The organism is Actinomadura geliboluensis, assembly GCF_043197915.1.
Taxonomy (GTDB): Bacteria; Actinomycetota; Actinomycetes; order Streptosporangiales; family Streptosporangiaceae; genus Spirillospora; species Spirillospora geliboluensis.
This window is the reverse complement of the sequence record NZ_JBICUA010000013.1, coordinates 84,211-100,682: the sequence shown is the minus strand read 5'-3', so window position 1 is coordinate 100,682 and position 16,472 is coordinate 84,211. Positions and strand designations below refer to the sequence as shown.

Annotated in this window: 19 protein-coding genes; 10 read left to right on the top strand and 9 right to left on the bottom strand. The window is 73.6% G+C overall.

What is annotated here, in order from left to right:
• Positions 1 to 25 precede the first annotated feature (25 nt).
• From ACGFI1_RS35910 to ACGFI1_RS35890, 5 genes are read right to left on the bottom strand one after another with little or no spacing between them, the layout of a single operon-like run.
• On the bottom strand, positions 26 to 193 hold the full coding sequence (locus ACGFI1_RS35910) for a hypothetical protein (protein WP_171068829.1): 168 nt from the start codon (positions 191 to 193) through the stop codon (positions 26 to 28).
• Positions 181 to 735 (bottom strand): hypothetical protein, encoded by a 555-nt coding sequence (locus tag ACGFI1_RS35905; RefSeq protein ID WP_386871307.1) that lies wholly within the window; start codon positions 733 to 735, stop codon positions 181 to 183. Before ACGFI1_RS35905 ends, ACGFI1_RS35910 begins: the two co-directional genes overlap by 13 nt.
• Positions 732 to 1,193 (bottom strand): hypothetical protein, encoded by a 462-nt coding sequence (locus tag ACGFI1_RS35900; protein WP_138633699.1) that lies wholly within the window; start codon positions 1,191 to 1,193, stop codon positions 732 to 734. The genes ACGFI1_RS35905 and ACGFI1_RS35900 overlap by 4 nt, the downstream gene beginning before the upstream one ends.
• Complete coding sequence (locus ACGFI1_RS35895) at positions 1,190 to 1,711, bottom strand: MauE/DoxX family redox-associated membrane protein (protein WP_387071881.1); 522 nt, start codon at positions 1,709 to 1,711, stop codon at positions 1,190 to 1,192. Before ACGFI1_RS35895 ends, ACGFI1_RS35900 begins: the two co-directional genes overlap by 4 nt.
• The gene (locus tag ACGFI1_RS35890) at positions 1,708 to 2,406 is read right to left on the bottom strand and encodes a hypothetical protein (protein ID WP_392737795.1); all 699 of its coding nucleotides are present in this window, start codon (positions 2,404 to 2,406) and stop codon (positions 1,708 to 1,710) included. The genes ACGFI1_RS35895 and ACGFI1_RS35890 overlap by 4 nt, the downstream gene beginning before the upstream one ends.
• 244 nt (positions 2,407 to 2,650) lie before the next feature.
• On the opposite strand from ACGFI1_RS35890, the gene dut reads away from it, so the two are divergent.
• Positions 2,651 to 3,142 (top strand): dUTP diphosphatase, encoded by a 492-nt coding sequence (dut, locus tag ACGFI1_RS35885; RefSeq protein ID WP_138633705.1) that lies wholly within the window; start codon positions 2,651 to 2,653, stop codon positions 3,140 to 3,142.
• Positions 3,143 to 3,145: 3 nt separating this feature from the next.
• Complete coding sequence (locus tag ACGFI1_RS35880; protein WP_392791817.1) at positions 3,146 to 3,958, top strand: DUF3710 domain-containing protein; 813 nt, start codon at positions 3,146 to 3,148, stop codon at positions 3,956 to 3,958.
• Between the two features lie 259 nt (positions 3,959 to 4,217).
• Here the strand turns inward: ACGFI1_RS35880 and ACGFI1_RS35875 are convergent, their stop codons facing one another.
• Positions 4,218 to 4,913: a PIG-L deacetylase family protein gene (locus ACGFI1_RS35875; protein ID WP_392791815.1), complete on the bottom strand. Its 696-nt coding sequence runs from the start codon at positions 4,911 to 4,913 to the stop codon at positions 4,218 to 4,220.
• A gap of 96 nt (positions 4,914 to 5,009) precedes the next feature.
• Between ACGFI1_RS35875 and ACGFI1_RS35870 the strand changes: the two genes are divergently transcribed.
• Positions 5,010 to 5,357: an SdpI family protein gene (locus ACGFI1_RS35870; protein ID WP_387071887.1), complete on the top strand. Its 348-nt coding sequence runs from the start codon at positions 5,010 to 5,012 to the stop codon at positions 5,355 to 5,357.
• A gap of 3 nt (positions 5,358 to 5,360) precedes the next feature.
• Here ACGFI1_RS35870 and ACGFI1_RS35865 read toward each other — a convergent pair whose 3' ends face one another.
• On the bottom strand, positions 5,361 to 6,641 hold the full coding sequence (locus ACGFI1_RS35865; protein ID WP_392737800.1) for an ArsB/NhaD family transporter: 1,281 nt from the start codon (positions 6,639 to 6,641) through the stop codon (positions 5,361 to 5,363).
• Positions 6,642 to 6,872: 231 nt separating this feature from the next.
• Between ACGFI1_RS35865 and ACGFI1_RS35860 the strand changes: the two genes are divergently transcribed.
• From ACGFI1_RS35860 to ACGFI1_RS35845, 4 genes are all read left to right on the top strand, one after another.
• Entirely contained in the window at positions 6,873 to 7,670 is a 798-nt protein-coding gene (locus tag ACGFI1_RS35860) for an ABC transporter ATP-binding protein (protein WP_138633717.1), read from the top strand.
• A gap of 1 nt (position 7,671) precedes the next feature.
• Positions 7,672 to 9,030: an FtsX-like permease family protein gene (locus ACGFI1_RS35855; protein ID WP_392791813.1), complete on the top strand. Its 1,359-nt coding sequence runs from the start codon at positions 7,672 to 7,674 to the stop codon at positions 9,028 to 9,030.
• Positions 9,031 to 9,133: 103 nt separating this feature from the next.
• Complete coding sequence (locus tag ACGFI1_RS35850; protein ID WP_138633722.1) at positions 9,134 to 9,556, top strand: OB-fold nucleic acid binding domain-containing protein; 423 nt, start codon at positions 9,134 to 9,136, stop codon at positions 9,554 to 9,556.
• A 46-nt stretch (positions 9,557 to 9,602) separates the two neighbouring features.
• The gene (locus ACGFI1_RS35845) at positions 9,603 to 10,274 is read left to right on the top strand and encodes a DUF3159 domain-containing protein (RefSeq protein ID WP_386871323.1); all 672 of its coding nucleotides are present in this window, start codon (positions 9,603 to 9,605) and stop codon (positions 10,272 to 10,274) included.
• 45 nt (positions 10,275 to 10,319) lie between these two features.
• On the opposite strand, the gene ACGFI1_RS35840 is transcribed toward ACGFI1_RS35845, so the two are convergent.
• Positions 10,320 to 10,979: a potassium channel family protein gene (locus ACGFI1_RS35840; protein ID WP_301176720.1), complete on the bottom strand. Its 660-nt coding sequence runs from the start codon at positions 10,977 to 10,979 to the stop codon at positions 10,320 to 10,322.
• Positions 10,979 to 11,644, bottom strand: coding sequence for a potassium channel family protein (locus tag ACGFI1_RS35835; RefSeq protein WP_301176721.1), 666 nt, complete (start codon positions 11,642 to 11,644; stop codon positions 10,979 to 10,981). Before ACGFI1_RS35835 ends, ACGFI1_RS35840 begins: the two co-directional genes overlap by 1 nt.
• Positions 11,645 to 11,871: 227 nt before the next feature.
• Here ACGFI1_RS35835 and ACGFI1_RS35830 point away from each other — a divergent pair, with 227 nt between their 5' ends.
• From ACGFI1_RS35830 to ACGFI1_RS35820, 3 genes are read left to right on the top strand one after another with little or no spacing between them, the layout of a single operon-like run.
• Positions 11,872 to 13,905 carry an APC family permease gene (locus ACGFI1_RS35830; RefSeq protein WP_138633734.1) on the top strand — a complete coding sequence of 678 codons (2,034 nt, stop codon included), beginning with the start codon at positions 11,872 to 11,874 and terminating at the stop codon, positions 13,903 to 13,905.
• Positions 13,898 to 15,235 carry a class I SAM-dependent RNA methyltransferase gene (locus ACGFI1_RS35825; protein ID WP_386871326.1) on the top strand — a complete coding sequence of 446 codons (1,338 nt, stop codon included), beginning with the start codon at positions 13,898 to 13,900 and terminating at the stop codon, positions 15,233 to 15,235. The genes ACGFI1_RS35830 and ACGFI1_RS35825 overlap by 8 nt, the downstream gene beginning before the upstream one ends.
• A gap of 35 nt (positions 15,236 to 15,270) precedes the next feature.
• Positions 15,271 to 16,449, top strand: a complete 1,179-nt coding sequence (locus ACGFI1_RS35820; RefSeq protein ID WP_392791809.1) for a GNAT family N-acetyltransferase — start codon at positions 15,271 to 15,273, stop codon at positions 16,447 to 16,449.
• Positions 16,450 to 16,472 lie beyond the last annotated feature (23 nt).

Here is a 16,472-nt window from a genome sequence, read left to right as displayed (position 1 = left end):
ACAGCACCGATTCGCTGTTGCGCGTTCAGACGCTGCCCGACAGCGAGAACCCGGCGAGGGCGCCGATCGACGACCAGCACAGCACGGCGGCGTCCAGCGCGGCGGCGGAGACCGCGAGGAGGGCCAGGGCGGCGACGGGGAGGAGCGGGTCGGTCAGGCCCCGCCGCAGCCGCCCGGCGGTCAGTTCTTGCACGCCGTCGCTTTCCGGCAGATGGTCTTGTACCAGTTGCCCTTCTTCGACTTCTTCCAGCCGTCGTGGCAGCGCCAGGTGACGCCCTTCTTGCAGCTGCCGCAGCTCTTGGAGTAGGCCCAGAGCCAGCCGTCGTAGCCGCCGCCGTAGCACTGGTTGGGGCGCAGCTTGTACCGGCCGGGGTCGGAGACGCCCGACTTGTGGAAGCCCTTGTACTTGCCGCTCGTCCGGCAGCACCAGCTGCACACGTAGCTCGGCCCGCAGCCGGGGGAGCAGTTGTGGTTCGCCGCGTACGACGGGCAGCGCGGGTAGATGTCGTAGTAGCCGACCAGCTGGAAGCCGGAGGACAGCGCCTCCCGGGCGGGCGGGAAGACGCCGAGCGCCTTCAGTCCGGCGGTGGCGCCCGCGGCGGCGAGGCCGGTCAGCAGGCTGCGCCGGGCGGGCCGGAACTTCGGCTCGTCGCGGGGGACGGGCCGCCGCCGGACGCGCTCGACCCCCGCGGGGCGCGGCCCCCGCAGCGGCGGGACGTCTTCGAGCTCGATCATCGCGCCGCCTCCAGGGCCAGCTCGCGGAGGGCCTCGGGCGAGCCCACCGGCTCGGCGGCCCGCACCCGGCCGTCCGCGCCGACGAGCACGGCGAACGGGGTGGCGGGCACGCGGTAGTCGGCGAACAGGCCGTCCTGCTCGCCGGTGAGGACGGTCGCGCCCGGCGGCGGCCCGGGGTCGGGCGGCGGGCCCGCGAAGATCGCGTGCAGCGGCCGGTCGAGCGCGCCCGCGGCGGCCAGCACGTCGGTGCAGACGCCGCAGTCGCGGTCCAGGAAGAGCAGCAGGCCCGGCCCGAGCCGGTCGAAGGCGGGCGCGGCTGTTCCCGGCGCCGGGCCGAGACCGGCCGAGGGCGCGCCCTGGCCGAGGGCGTGGACCTGCCGGACGAGACCGGCGACGACCAGGGCGAGCAGCAGGATCGCGACCCACGACAGCAGCAGCGCGCTGTTCTGGAAGCTCATCCGGCCGTCCTCCTCTCCGTGAGCATGGCGCGGGGCAGCGTCCACAGGAGCACCGCGAACGCGGACCCCGCCGCGACCGTGATGGACACCTCGTAGGCGGTGAGCGCGGCCGGGAGGCCGAGCAGCGCGCCGGTGAGGGCGAGCAGGGAGAGCGCGGCGGCGCGGCCGGCGACCCAGCCGGTCATCGGCGTGCCGTCGCCCGCGCACCCGCACGGCACGCCCCGGCGGGTACGGGACACGTGCGCCGCGTAGAGCGCGTACAGGGCCAGCAGGACGGCCGCCGCTCCGCAGGACGCCCGCAGCGGACCGTCCAGCCAGAGCAGCAGCGCCACCGCGCCCGCCGCGCCGGTCAGCGCCTCGGCGGCGATCACCAGGGCCGCGACCGGCGCCGCGGCGGCGCGCGGGAGCACCCGGTGCGCGCGCAGCGCGGCGGCGAGCGCGCGGGGACGGGCGGCCTGGCCGGACGCCGACGCCAGGAGCACCAGCGAGACCGCGACCCCGGCGAGCGGGCCGGTCACCGGACCGCCTCGACCGCCAGCCCGGCGAGCCGCCGGGGGACCTCGCGCACCCGGTCCTCCTCCGGCAGGACGGTCACCAGCAGCGATCTCAGCGCCAGCAGGAAGTAGGGCCCCTGGCCCTCGACGGTGTCCTGGAACAGCTCGCCGCCCGCGACCCGGGCGCCCCGCCAGGGCGGCAGCCGGCGGCGGGTGCCCGCCGTCAGCGGCGTGATCTCCAGCAGGCCGAGGCCCGGGACCTCCTTGACCATCTCGGCCGGTTCGGCGCGCCGGGCGCGGCCGCGCGGCACGGCGACGACCCCGTCCTCGTGCTCGGTGAGCCGGACGGTGCCGAAGAACGCCACCGCGTCCGCCGGGCGCCCGTGGTAGAGGTGGGTGAACACCGCGTGGCGGCGGCCCTCCCACACGGCGGCGAGGACGGGGTCGCGCTGCCCGGTGTCGGGGTCGCGGGTCTCGGCCCGGCCGACCCGCAGACGCCCGCCCTGCAGCCGGAACTCCTGCTCGAAGCGCTCGACGCCGATGTCCTCGGCCCAGCCGAGCGCGTCCGCGCGGGTGCCGCCGGAGATCTCGTGGAGCCGGCCGCGGTCGGCGATCCGCGCCACCGACGTGCACGGGCGCCCGAGGTCGTGGGCGCCGGCGAGCCGGACCCGCACGCCGTCCAGCGAACGGTGGGTGACCTCGCGTCCAGCCATGCCCATGCCGCCCCCTCCCTGCGGGACGCACGCCCCACAGAAGCACCGCGGGTAACAGGGGTGACGCTACGCGTGATCTGCCGCTTCGGGGATAAACCTTCCGGAAGTGGTCACGTCCGGGAACGGGTAGGGTCAACTGCCGGACCCGCGCGGCGGCGGTGTCCCACGGCGGCGTTTCGGCCGCGTCCGGGCACGGCGCCGTCGGTAGGGTCGGGTGGTCCTCCGGCAGGTACGCGTTGAGGTGGAGCCCGTGAGCAAGGTCGATGTGCTGATCAAGCGGCTGGATCCCGAGCTGCCCCTGCCGGCCTACGCGCATCCGGGCGACGCGGGCGCCGATCTGGTCGCGGCCGTGGACGTCGAGCTGGCGCCGGGGGAGCGCGCCGTCGTCCCGACGGGCGTCGCGATCGCGCTGCCGGACGGCTACGCCGCTTTCATTCACCCCCGGTCCGGATTGGGCGCTAGGTTGGGGGTGACCATTGTCAACGCACCCGGTACGGTCGATGCCGGCTATCGGGGTGAGATCAAGGTGACCCTGCTGAACACCGACCCCCGCGCCGCGGTGACGCTGCGGCGCGGAGACCGCATCGCGCAGATGGTCGTGCAGCGGGTGGAGCGGGCGGTGTTCCACGAGGTCGCCGACCTTCCCGGAGCGGCGCGCGGAACCGGCGGATTCGGGTCCACGGGCGGATTCGGCGCCACGCGCGTTTTCGGGAACAATGAGCACAGTCGAGAAGGAGCGTGAGTCGTGGCTTTTGGACGTCGCCGGCAGGCCGAGGAGCCCGAGAAGGAGCCCGAGGCGACCGCGGAGCCGGCGGAGACCGCCGAGGAGGCTCCCGCCAAGGCGGAGTCGGCCGAGGGCGGCCCGTGGGACTCCGAGGACTCCTTCCCCGAGCTGCAGCGGCTTGACTTCGGCTCCCTGCAGATCCCGGTCGCGCCGGGGCTGGGCTTCCAGGTGAACTTCGAGGCCACCCAGGTGGACGAGGAGGGCAACCCCCTCGACGGGCGGCCCGTCGCCGTGCTGGTGCAGTACGAGGAGAGCGCCATGCAGCTCCAGGTGTTCGCGGCGCCGAAGCGCAGCGGCATCTGGGACGACGTGCGGCGCGAGACCGCCAAGGACATCCAGGAGGAGGCCCAGGGCCAGATCCAGGAGGGCGAGGGCCCGTTCGGCCCCGAACTGCTGGCGATGGTCCCGGCGGCGCTGACCGAGGAGGTCCTCGCGGAGATGCCGCAGGAGGTCCGCGAGCAGATCCCGGCCGAGTTCATCGAGCAGGGCTGGGCGCCGCAGATCATCCGCTTCCTCGGCGTGGACGGCCCCCGCTGGTTCCTGCAGGCCGTGGTGCAGGGCGCCGCGATCGAGGACGAGGAGCAGTGGCAGGTCCTGGAGGACGTGCTGCGCGGTGTCGTCGTCGTCCGCGGCGACGCGCCGATGCCGCCCCGCGACCTGCTGGAGCTGCAGATCCCCAAGGAGTTCAGCGAGGCCGGGCAGGACGGCGAGGAGGAGGCCGTGGAGACCTTCGACCCGTTCGAGCGCGGCCCCGAGATCACCGAGGTGCGCTGACCCGCGGCACCGCCGCGGCCCGCGAACTCCGGCCCGCCCGTGCCGCACGCCTTTTCGGACGTGCGGCCGGGCGGGTTTCGCTTTCCCCGGCCCCGGCCGATCCCTTGCCTTGCGGCCCGCGCGGGTGGTCAATCGGGGCATGTCGAAGAAGACGCGCAAGCGCAGGGCCCGCAAGCGGGGCAAGCACAACAAGGGCAAGCGGCCCAACGCCCGGCACTGATCCGCGCCCGGACGGGCCCGGACCGTCTCGGACGCCGGCTCAGATCATCTCGAACGCCATCGCGTGCTCGACGCCGGCCTCCCGCCCGGCCGGCTCGGCGATGCCGGTGAGGAACTCCGCCGCGTCGAAGTCGGCGCCGAGGTTGGAGAAGTACACCTCGTGCGCGCGCAGCGAGTCGATCCCCGCCCGCAGGTGCCCGGTGACGTCCACGTAGTGCGTGGGCTGCGGCGACCCGCTGAACAGCGTGAACCGGACGCCCTGCCACGGCTCCAGCCCGAGGTCGCGGAACACCCACCGGTTGGCGGCGTCGCGGACGGCGTCCGCGACGGCGAGCCCGAGCACCCGGTGGTCGGCCATGTTGAACCCGCCGCCGGGGAAGCCCTCCCGGAAGTTGATCGACAGCACCACCTCGGGCCGGTGCCGGCGGATGGCGCTCGCGAGCGCGCGCCGCAGCGGCAGCCCGTACTCCAGCATGCCGTCCGGCATGTCGAGGAACTCGACGGTGCCGACGCCGACCCGGCGCGCCGCCTCGATCTGCTCCGCGGTGCGGACGCGCCGGACCTCCTCGGGGTCCATCGAGTCGATCCCGGCCTCGCCGCGGGTGGCGAGCACCTCCGTCACCGCCTTGCCCTGCGCGGTCCACTTGGCGATCGCCGTCGAACACCCGTACTCCAGGTCGTCCGGGTGGGCGACGATCGCCAGGGCCCGCTCCCAGTCCTCAGGTACCACGTCCATCCCCTCATCCTGGCCGATCACCGGGCCGCCCGGCGCAGGGGGCATCATGGTCGTACTCGGACATCATGGTCGTACTGACGAGAGGGGGGCGGCAGGTTGGCCGTCACCGGGATCATCCTCATCGTGTCGGGCGTGCTCGTCGCCGTGGTCGGCAGGCTCGGCGCGACCGGCCGGATCCAGCGCAACGGCCTGATCGGGATCCGGACGAAGCGGAGCATGGCCGACGACGAGTCGTGGCGGATCGTCCACCGGCGGGCGCAGCCGTGGATGCACGCGTCCGGGGCGTCGCTCATCGCGGCCGGCGCGGCCGCGATCGCCACCGGCTCCAACGAGGCGGCGGCCGGCCTGACGACCCTGGCCGGCGTGCTCGTCTGCGCGGTGTTCGCGGTGGTCGGGACCGTCGCCGGGCACCGGGAGCTGTCCCGGCGCGACCTGCCGAGGTAGGGCCTACAGGTAGCGGAGCCACAGGTACGGCGTGGCGAGGGCGACCGTGACGAGGGTGACGACGAGTCCGTAGCGGGTGAAGCGCCAGAAGCTGATCGGGGTGCCGTTGCGGGCGGCGATGCCCAGCACGACGACGTTGGCGCTGGCGCCGATGGCGGTGGCGTTGCCGCCGAGGTCGGCGCCGAGGGCGAGCGCCCACCACAGGACGTTCCCCTCGCCGCCCGGGTGCTGCTGGACGAGGTCGGCGACGATCGGGCTCATCGTGGCGACGTAGGGGATGTTGTCCACGATCGCCGACAGCACCGCGGACGCCCACAGCAGCAGCATCGCCGCGACGCCGAGCCGGCCGTCGGTGGCGTCGGCGGCGGCCTTGGAGACGTCGCCGATGACGCCGGTCTCGACGAGCCCGCCGACCATCACGAACAGCCCGGCGAAGAACACCAGCGTGGGCCACTCGACCTCGCTGAGCGCCTCCTCGGTGGTCACCTTCGTCGCGGCGACGAGCAGGCCCGCGCCGAGCAGCGCCACCACGGACGGCTCGTAGTGCAGCACGGGGTGCAGCACGAACGCGGCGATCACGATCGCGAGGACGGTGAGCCCCTGCGCGAGCAGCCGCCGGTCGGTGATGGCCTCCCGCTCCTCCAGCGCCATGACCTCGGCCGCGAGGTCGGGGTCGTAGCGGAACTCGGCGCGGAACAGCCACCGGCACAGCAGGCAGAACACGACGACCAGCACCACCACCAGCGGCGCCAGGTGGACGAGGAAGTCGTTGAACGACAGCCCGCCCCGGCTGGCGATGATGATGTTGGGCGGGTCGCCGACGAGGGTGGCGGTGCCGCCGATGTTGGACGCCATGACCTCGGCGATCAGGTACGGCTCGGGCCGCAGCGCGAGCCGCTCGCAGACGAGGAAGGTGACGGGCGCGATCAGCAGGACGGTGGTGACGTTGTCCAGCAGCGCGGACGCCGCCGCCGTCAGCACGACCAGCATGACCATCAGCCGGTAGGGGCGCCCCCGCGCGCGCTTGGCGGCCCAGATCGCCACGAACTCGAACACGCCGGTGCGCCGCAGCACCGAGACGATCACCATCATCCCGAGCAGCAGGAAGATGACGTTCCAGTCGATCCCGGACTCGGTGGAGAAGAAGGCGCCGTGGGCGTCGGTGATGTGCAGCAGCAGCATCAGGCCCGCGCCGCCGAGCGCCACCGCCGTCCGGTGCACCTTCTCCGACGCGATCAGCACGTAGGCGCAGACGAAGATGACGATCGCGGCGGTGGCCTGCACAAAGCCTCCTGGTCGGGTGTACGGCTGACGGACCTGCCGACCAGACTTCCCGGCGCACCGGAGGCGACTCTAGCGGGCGGCACGTGCCGATGGCGATGCCGCCGTCTCGGCGATGGTGGGGTTTTGCCTACCCCGATCGGCGTGCTGGACCCATCCCCGGCCGCGTCCGCCGTCCGTAATTTCGTTGCCGAGGCGCCCCGCGAGGGGGCGCCGGGCGAAGGTGAGGGAACGATGTTCGGACGAGGCGGGACCGCCGCGGCGGCCCAGGCGCCCGGTGAGGCGCTCCGGCTCGACGGCGTGCGCAAGGTCTACGGCGCCGAGGGCAATCAGGTGGTGGCGCTGGACCGCGTGTCGCTGTCGCTGCCGGCCGGGTCGTTCACCGCGGTGATGGGCCCGTCCGGGTCGGGCAAGAGCACGCTGCTGCAGTGCGCGGCGGGCCTGGACCGTCCCACCGAGGGCCGCGTCTTCGTGGACGGCGCGGAGCTGACCGACGGCGGGGAGGCCGCGCTCACCAAGTTCCGGCGGCAGCGGATCGGCTTCATCTTCCAGCAGTTCAACCTGCTGCCGACGCTGGACGTGATGCAGAACGCGGTGCTGCCGCTGAAGCTCGCGGGAAGCAGGGTCGACAAGGCGCGGGCGCGGGCCGTCCTGGAGCGGGTGGGGCTCGGCGACCGGCTGGACCACCTGCCGGCGGAGCTGTCGGGCGGCCAGCAGCAGCGGGTGGCGATCGCGCGGGCGCTGGTGACCCGGCCGCGGGTGGTGTTCGCCGACGAGCCGACGGGCGCGCTCGACACCCGCAGCGCGCGCTCCGTGCTGGAGCTGCTCCGTGAGTCGGTGCGGGAGTCCGGGCAGACGGTGGTGATGGTCACCCACGACCCGGTCGCCGCGTCGTTCGCCGGCTCCGTGCTGTACCTGGCGGACGGGCGGATCGTCGGCCACCAGACCGCGCCGACGGCCGAGTCGGTCGCGGAGCGGATGACGCACCTGGCCGACGAGGTCGAGCGGCAGCGCGCGATGGCGGGGGCCTGACATGTTCGGACTGGCACTGCGGTCACTGCGCAAGCGCGCGAGCGCGTTCACGGCGAGCTTCCTCGCGCTGCTCCTCGGCGCCGTCATGATCATGGCGTTCGCCTCGATGCTCGACACGGCGGAGGCGAGCGGCGCGACCGGGGAGACCCGGGAGACGCTCGTCACGATGGCGACGGTCGTCGGCGGCTGGGGGCTGCTGCTGGTGGTCTTCGCGGTCGCCTCGACGCTGACCCTGTCGGTCCGGCAGCGGGCGGCGGAGATCGCGCTGCTGAAGAGCGTCGGCGCGACCCCGGCGCAGCTCGCCCGGATGATCGTCGGCGAGGCGGCGGGCCTGGCGCTGGTTGCGGCGCTGCTCGCTGTCGTCCCCGCGATCGGGGCCGGCCGGGCGCTGCTCGGGCTGCTGCACGACACCGGCCAGGTGCCGGCGGGGGTCGGCCACCACTTCGGCGCCGCCGCGCTGTCGATGGGGATCGGCGTCACGCTGGTCTCCGCGGTCGCCGCCGCGCTGATCACCGCGCGCCGCGCCGTCCGCGTCCGGGTGGCGGAGTCGATGGCCGCGGCCGCGACCGACGACACCCGGCTGAGCAGGAAGCGGATCGTGTTCGCGGCGGTGTTCCTGCTGCTCGCCGTGACCGAGGCGTCCATCACCGTGACGGTGATGGACGGCCAGGGCAGCGACGCGATGGCGACGTCCGGGCAGGCCGACATCTTCGCCGGGATCGGGCTGGCGCTGCTGGCCCCGGCGATCATGCGGCGGGTGACGGCCCTGGCCGCCGGGCCGCTGCGGCTGCTCGGCGGGGCGGCCGGGAGCCTCGCGGCGGACACGATGCGCCGCCGGACGGGCGCGCTCGCGTCCGCGGTGACGCCGGTCGTGCTGTTCGTCGGGACGGCCGTCGGCACGCTGTACCTGCAGGCCACCGAGAACGCGGCCATGGACGCCGCCGGGCTCGCCAAGACGTCGGAGCAGAAGAGCATCGAGACGCTCAACTTCGTCGTCATCGGCATGGTGGTGCTGTTCACCGCGATCATGCTGGTCAACACGCTGGTCGCGGCGACCGCGCACCGGCGCCGCGAGTTCGGCCAGACCCGGCTCGCCGGCGCCACCCCGCGCCAGCTGCTCGGCGCGGTGGCGCTGGAGTCGGTGGTGCTGACCGCCACCGGCCTGCTCCTCGGGTCGGTCGCGGCGGTCTTCACGATCGTCCCGTTCGGCCTCGCCCGCCGCGACTCGCCCGTCCCCGACGGCGACGTGTGGATCTACCTCGCGGTCGCCGCCCTCGCCGCCGTACTGACCGGCGCGACGGCCCACGCCGCGACCCGCCGCACGTTCCGCGTCCCGGCCGTGGAGGCCGCCCTCCGCTGACGGCCCCGCGTCGCGCGCCCATCCGGCCCGGATGGGCGTGCGACGCGCGTCCGGGGGCACCGGCGGGGGTCGATTCGTCCGCGGATGTCATACGCTTCGAGGTATGGACGAGGTTTCGGCCGGCACGCCGCCCCAGGCGGACCCCGGGGGGAACGAGCGCGGCAGGGGCGGCCTGCGGCGCTTCCTGCGGCGGATGGCGGCCGGCAAGGCCGAGCTCGAGGCCGAGGAACTGCAGAAGACCACCGGCGACGAGGGCGCGACGCCGATCACCGAGTGCGGCGCGCGCACGCGCAACTGCGTGGCGGGTACGCTACGTACCGTGACCTTGCGGCCGCGGGGCGGCGCGCCCGCGCTGGAGGCCGAGCTCTACGACGGCACCGACGTGATCAGCCTGGTCTGGCTCGGCCGCCGCAAGATCGCCGGTATCGACCCGGGCCGCCGGCTGCGCGCCGAGGGCTTGGTCAGCGTGCAGGACGGGCGCAAGGTCATGTTCAATCCGCGATACGAGCTGCGCGGCGGCTCGTGACGGCCGTCCCCGGGCGGCCGGGAGGGCAGATGGGCGAAGTGGCAGCGTGAGCGAGACGACAGCCGGGCGGGAGACCGCCGCGCACGACACCGTCGAGGCGGCCGTGCGCGCCCAGCTCACCAAGGCGCTCGGCGGCGTGCGCGGCATGCTGGAGGCCGCCGTCCCGACGATCGCGTTCACCGGCACCTACGTCGCGGCCGAGAACATCAGGCTCGCCGTCGCGGCCGGGATCGGCGCGGCGGTGGTGCTGCTGGTCGTCCGGATCGCGCAGCGCTCCAGCCCGCAGTTCGTGCTGAACAGCCTCGTCGGCATCGCGATCGCCGCGTTCTTCGCGCTGCGCTCCGGCAAGGCCGAGGACGCCTTCCTGCCCGGCATCGTCCTCAACGCCGGCTACGCCGCCGCGATGATCTTCTCGATCGCGGTGCGCTGGCCCGTCGTCGGCTTCATCATCGGCTCGGTCACCGGCGACCCGACCGCCTGGCGGCGCGACCCCGGCATCGTGAAGCTGTGCTCCCGGCTCACCTGGCTGCTGGTGCTGCCCTGCGCGGCGCGCGTCGCCGTCCAGTACCCGATCTACCTCGCCGACGGCGACCAGAGCGGGCTGCTCGGCACCGCCAAGATCGTGATGGGCTGGCCGCTGCAGGTCGCCGCGCTGGCGGCGATGGTGTGGCTGCTCGCCCGGGGCCGCACCCCGATCCAACGCGAAGAACCCGCCTGACCGGAACGGCCGGGCGGGTTCTCGCGAGGGTCTCGGTGAGGGGGCTCAGCGCCCGCCGAGCAGTTCGGCGAGCTCGTCCTCCACGTCCTGGCTGGCCACGAACATCAGCTCGTCGCCGGGCTCCAGGGTGTCGTCGGCCGACGGCACCAGCACCCGCCCCTCCCGCAGGATCGCCACGAGCGCGGTGTCGCGCGGCCACTCCACCGACCCGACCCGCTGCCCGCCGAGCGGCGCGTCGTCCGGCAGCGTCAGCTCGACCAGGTTCGCCTCGCCCTGCCGGAACGTCATCAGCCGGACGAGGTCGCCGACGCTGACCGCCTCCTCCACCAGCGCCGACAGCAGCCGCGGCGTGGACACGGCCACGTCCACGCCCCACGACTCGTTGAACAGCCACTCGTTGTTCGGGTGGTTGATCCGCGCCACCACGCGCGGCACCCCGTACTCGGTCTTCGCCAGCAGCGACACCACGAGGTTGACCTTGTCGTCGCCGGACGAGGCCACCACGACCTGGCAGCGCTCCAGCGCCGCGTCGTCCAGCGAGGAGATCTCGCACGCGTCGGCCAGCAGCCACTCCGCGCGCGGCACCATCTCCACCTTGATGGCCTTGGGGTTCTTGTCGATCAGGAGCACCTCGTGCCCGTTCTCCAGCAGCTCCTGGGCGATGGAGCGGCCCACCGCGCCGGCCCCGGCGATCGCGACCCGCATCAGGCGTCCTCCCCGTCCCGCGCCGCGACGGCGGCGTTCACCCGCTCCAGATCGTCGGCGCTCGCCATGATGTGCACGATGTCGCCGTCCTGGATCACCGTGTCCCGGTCGGGGACGAGGGCCTCGCCCATCCGCGACAGGAACGCGACCCGGGTGCCGGCGTGCTCCTCCAGCGCGCCGACCTTCGCGCCGACCCACAGGTGCCCGGAGTCCAGCTCGGCGAGGACGACCGCGCCGGTCGGGTCGCGCCACAGCGGCTCGGCGCCCTCCGGCAGCAGCCGGCGCAGGATCTGGTCGGCCGTCCAGCGGACCGTCGCGACCGTGGGGATGCCGAGGCGCTGGTAGACCTCCGCGCGGCGCGGGTCGTAGATCCGGGCCACCACGTTGTCGACGCCGAACGTCTCGCGCGCCACCCGGGCGGAGATGATGTTGGAGTTGTCGCCGCTGCTGACGGCCACGAACGCCGACGCCCGCTCGATGCCCGCCTCGGCGATCACATCGCGGTCGAATCCGAACCCGGTGATGCGGCGGCCCCGGAACCCGCTGCGCAGCCGGCGGAACGCCTCCGGATTCTGGTCGATGATGGCCACCGAATGGCCCTTGTCCTCCAGGATGTGGGCGAGCGTCGAGCCGACCCGCCCGCATCCCATGATCACGATATGCACGGCCGTTCCCTCTTCCGTCCAGGGGGACGCTCCCCCTGTACCCCCGCGCCGGTGCACGGCATTCGTCGCTGCGCCGCCGACGCCGTGCCGCACCCGAGGACCGTTTTCCGAAAAATGATCCCTGCCGGGCTGCAAACCTACACATCCCCCCAGGCGAGTACTACCCAACCAGGTCTCCGACCGGGTGGGGAAAACGGTGTCATCGGACGGGGCTAGGCTCTCCTTTCGTGTCAAGGGTTCCGGACCTCGCGAAGCGGCTTCTGCTGGGCCGCGCGCTGAGCAGTTCCCAGCAGCACGAGCAGCTGCTGAAGAAGCGGATCGCGCTGCCGGTCTTCGCCAGCGACGCGCTGTCCTCGGTGGCCTACGCCCCGCAGGAGATCCTGCTCGCGCTCGGCGCGGGCGGCCTCGTGATGTACCACTACACCCCCTGGGTGGCCGCGGCCGTGGTGGTGATCCTGCTGACCGTGGTCGCGTCCTACCGGCAGAACGTCCGGGCCTACCAGAGCGGCGGCGGCGACTTCGAGGTCGCCACCACCAACCTCGGCGACAACTGGGGCGTCCTCGTCGCCAGCGCGCTGCTCGTCGACTACACCCTCACCGTCGCGGTGTCGGTCTCGTCCGGCGTGGAGAACCTCGGCGCGCTGCTGACGTTCATGCAGCCGCACGAGGTCGCCGTGGCGATCGGCATCGTCGTCCTGCTCACCATCGGCAACCTGCGCGGCATCAAGGAGGCCGGGGTCGCGTTCGCGATCCCCACCTACCTGTTCATGTTCGCGGTGTTCAGCATGCTGGCGTGGGGCCTGATCCGGCTGGTCGCGGGCGCCGAGCTGCAGGCGGAGACCGCGCACCTGGAGGTCCGCGGCGACGAGACCGACATCGCCGGGTTCGCGCTGGTCTTCCTGCTGCTGCGGGCGTTCTCGTCCGGCTGCGCCGCGCTGACCGGGGTCGAGGCGATCAGCAACGGGGTCCCGGCGTTCCGCAAGCCCAAGGGCGAGAACGCCGCCCGCACGCTGCTCGCGCTCGGGCTCGTCGCGATGACGATGTTCGGCGGGGTGGTGGCGTTCGCGTTCATCACCGATGTCCGGTTCACCGACTTCGGCCAGGACAGCGTGCTCGTCAACCCGGCCACCGGGCAGGTGATCGAGCATGCCGACCCGGTGATCGCGCAGGTCGCGCACACCGTGTTCAGCAACTTCACCCCCGGCTTCGCGCTCGTCACCGCGATGACCGCGCTGATCCTTTTCCTCGCCGCCAACACCGCGTTCAACGGGTTCCCGGTGCTCGCCTCGGTGCTCGCCCAGAACCGCTACCTGCCGCGCCAGCTGCACACCCGCGGCGACCGGCTCGCCTACAGCAACGGCATCATCATCCTCGCCACCATGGCGGGGCTGCTGATCTACGCCTACGACGCGTCCGTCAGCCGGCTGATCCCGCTCTACACCGTCGGCGTCTTCGTGTCGTTCACCGTCAGCCAGGTCGGCATGGTGCGGCACTGGAACCGGCTGCTCGCCGCCGAGCAGGACCCCGCGCAGCGCCGCCGGATGAAGACCTCCCGTGGCATCAACGCGTTCGGCGCCACCCTCACCGGCATCGTCCTCGTCGTCGTGCTGATCACCAAGTTCGCGCTCGGCGCCTACATCGTGTGCATCGCGATGCCGGTGCTGTTCCTGCTGATGAAGGCGATCCGGCGGCACTACGACCGGGTCGCCGAGGAGCTGGTGCCCTCCGGCGAGGACGTCGCGCTGCCCGCCCGCAACCACGGCATCGTGCTCGTCTCGAAGATCCACAAGCCGACGCTGCGGGCGCTGGCCTACGCCCGCGCCACCCGCCCCTCCACGCTGGAGGCGGTGACCGTCGCGGTGGACGCCGAGGAGTCCCGGCGGCTCCAGGAGGAGTGGGACGCCCTCGACATCCCCGTCCCGCTGAAGATCCTCGACTCGCCGTACCGGGAGATCACCCGGCCCGTCCTCGCCTACGTCAAGAGCGTCCGCCGGCGCAGCCCCCGCGACGTCGTGACCGTGTTCATCCCCGAGTACGTCGTCGGCCACTGGTGGGAGCAGCTGCTGCACAACCAGAGCGCGCTGCGGCTGAAGGGGCGGCTGCTGTTCCAGCCGGGCGTCATGGTGACCAGCGTCGCGTGGCAGCTGCAGTCCTCGGACCGGCTGAAGGGGCGGGTCGAGCCGCCCGGGCCGGGCTCGTCCCGGCGCCCGCCGCGGACCGGGACGCGCCCCGGTGCCGGTAGTGTTTCGGATCGTGACTGAACTCGAACCCGACGTCCTCGAACTGGAGGTCGGCAACGTCGCCAACGGCGGATTCTGCGTCGCCCGGCACGAGGGCCGGGTGGTCTTCGTCCGGCACGCCCTGCCCGGCGAACGGGTGCGGGCCCGCGTCACCGACCGGACCAAGAACTTCCTGCGCGCCGACGCCGTGGAGATCATCGAGGCGTCCCCGGACCGCGTCCAGCCGCCCTGCCCGTTCGCCGGGCCGGGCCGCTGCGGCGGCTGCGATTGGCAGCACGCCTCCCTGCCCGCCCAGCGCGCGCTCAAGGCCGCCGTGGTGGAGGAGCAGCTCCAGCGCCTCGCCGGCATCACCCGCACGGTGACGGTCGAGGAGGTCCCCTATCCGGTCGACGCCGAGGTCGCGCCGCCGCCCGGGCTGGGCTGGCGCACCCGCGTGCAGTTCGCCGTCGCGTCCGGCACCGTCGGGCTGCGCCGGCACCGCTCCCACGACATCGAGCCGATCGACGAGTGCCTGATCGCCCACCCGGGCGTCGAGCTGATGGGCATCGAGCGCAAGCGCTGGCCCGGCGCGTCCGGCGTCGAGGGCATCGTCTCCGCCACCACCGGCGACCGCCTGGTCGTGCTGCGCGGCCGCGACCGCCGCAAGATCAAGGTGCCGCGGCTGGACGTGCCGGTCCGCCTCGTGCGCGGCAAGCCGGAGCCGGGCGGCACCCTGCCGTACGTCCGCGAGGAGGTCTCCGGGCGGCTGTTCCAGGTGAGCGGCAGCGGCTTCTGGCAGGTCCACCCGGGCGCGGCGCAGCTGCTCGCCGACGCCGTGCTGGACGCCCTTGAACCGAAGCCCGGCGACATCGCCCTCGACCTGTACTGCGGCGTCGGCCTGTTCGCCGGCGTCCTCGCCGACCGGATCGGCCCGGACGGCCTCGTCGTCGGCGTCGAGTCCGACGGGCAGGCCGTCCGCGACGCGCGCTTCAACCTGCGCGACCTGCCGAACGTGTCGATCGAGCGCGGTCCCGTCGAGGAGGTCGTCGCCGACCTGGAGTTCGGCCGCGCCTCCAGCCATTCCCGCACGCAGAACAAGCGCGGCGGCGGCCACCACCGGGGCGAGCGCGTCCGGCGCGCCGACGTGGTCGTCCTCGACCCGCCGCGCACCGGCGCGGGCCGCGAGGTCGTCGAGCACATCACCCGGCTGGCCGGCCGCAAGATCGCCTACGTGTCCTGCGATCCGGCGACGCTGGCCCGCGACCTCGCCTACTTCAGCGAGCGCGGCTGGACCCTGGAGGGCCTGCGCGCCTTCGACGCCTTCCCGATGACCCAGCACGTGGAGTGCCTGGCGACACTGGTGCGGGGCTGAGAAAACCCGTTGCGGCCCCGGCATACGGTAGACCCATGATCGAGATCAGGGACGTGCCGGAGTTCGACGTCGAGCGCATGGTCGACCTGGCCGGCACGGTCTTCCACGTCAGGACCGACGACCCCGAGCGCGACGCGTGGAAGCCCCGCCGCTCCGAACGCGTCGGCGCCTACGACGGCGGCGCCCTGGTCGGCCAGCTCGCGACCCTGCCGATGCGGCTGGCCGTGCCGGGCGCGCTCCTCGACTGCTCGGCGGTCTCCTTCGTCGGGGTGCTGCCGACGCACCGGCGGCAGGGCATCCTCACCTCGCTGATCGACCGGATGCACGCCGACGCGGTCGCCGCCGGCCGCCCGGTCGCCGCGCTGTGGGCGTCGCAGGGGGCCATCTACGGCCGGTACGGCTTCGGCCTCGCCACCCGCGCGATCGCCCTGGAGGTCGACGCCTCCCGGCCCCTCGCCCTCCGCACCGCCCCGGACGAGCGCCCGCTACGGCTGGTGGACGTCGCGTCCGCGCCGGAGGTCCTCGACGCGATCCACCGCCGCGGCCTGTCCGCCCGGCCGGGCGGGCTCGTCCGCGACCCCGAATGGTGGATGCGCGCCATCCTGCGCTCGGAGGACAGCGAGGCGCCCGGTTACACCGCCCCGCGCGTCGTCGCCCACCCGGCCGGATACGCCGTCTACCGCGGCCACGGGAACGGGACGATCAGGGTCGTCGACCTCGTGGCCGACACACCGCAGGCCGAGGCCGCGCTGTGGCGGTACCTGGCGTCGATCGACCTGGCGTCCCGCGTCCACGCGCCGAACCGTCCGGTGGACGACCTGCTCCCGCACATGGCCGCCGACCCCGACCAGGTCTCCGTGAAGGAGGGGTTCGGCGCGCTGTGGGTGCGCCTGATCGACGTCCCGGACGCGCTCCGCGCCCGGTCGTGGGCCGCCGAGGACTCCTTCGTCCTGGAGGTCGAGGACGCCCGCATCCCCGCCAACGCGGGCCGCTGGCGCCTTACCACCGGCGCCGCCCCGGCCTGCGAGCCGGCCGCGGAAGCACCCGACCTGGCCATGACCGCCGCCGACCTGGCCTCCGTCTACCTGGGCGGCACCAGCCCGGTCACGCTGGCCAGGGTCGGCGCGATCACCGAGCACACGGAGGGCGCCGCCGCCCGGCTGGCCGCCGCGCTCGCCGTCCCGCTGGCCCCGTACATCAACGACGAGTTCTGATCCGGGCCGCCGCCGCCGGGCGG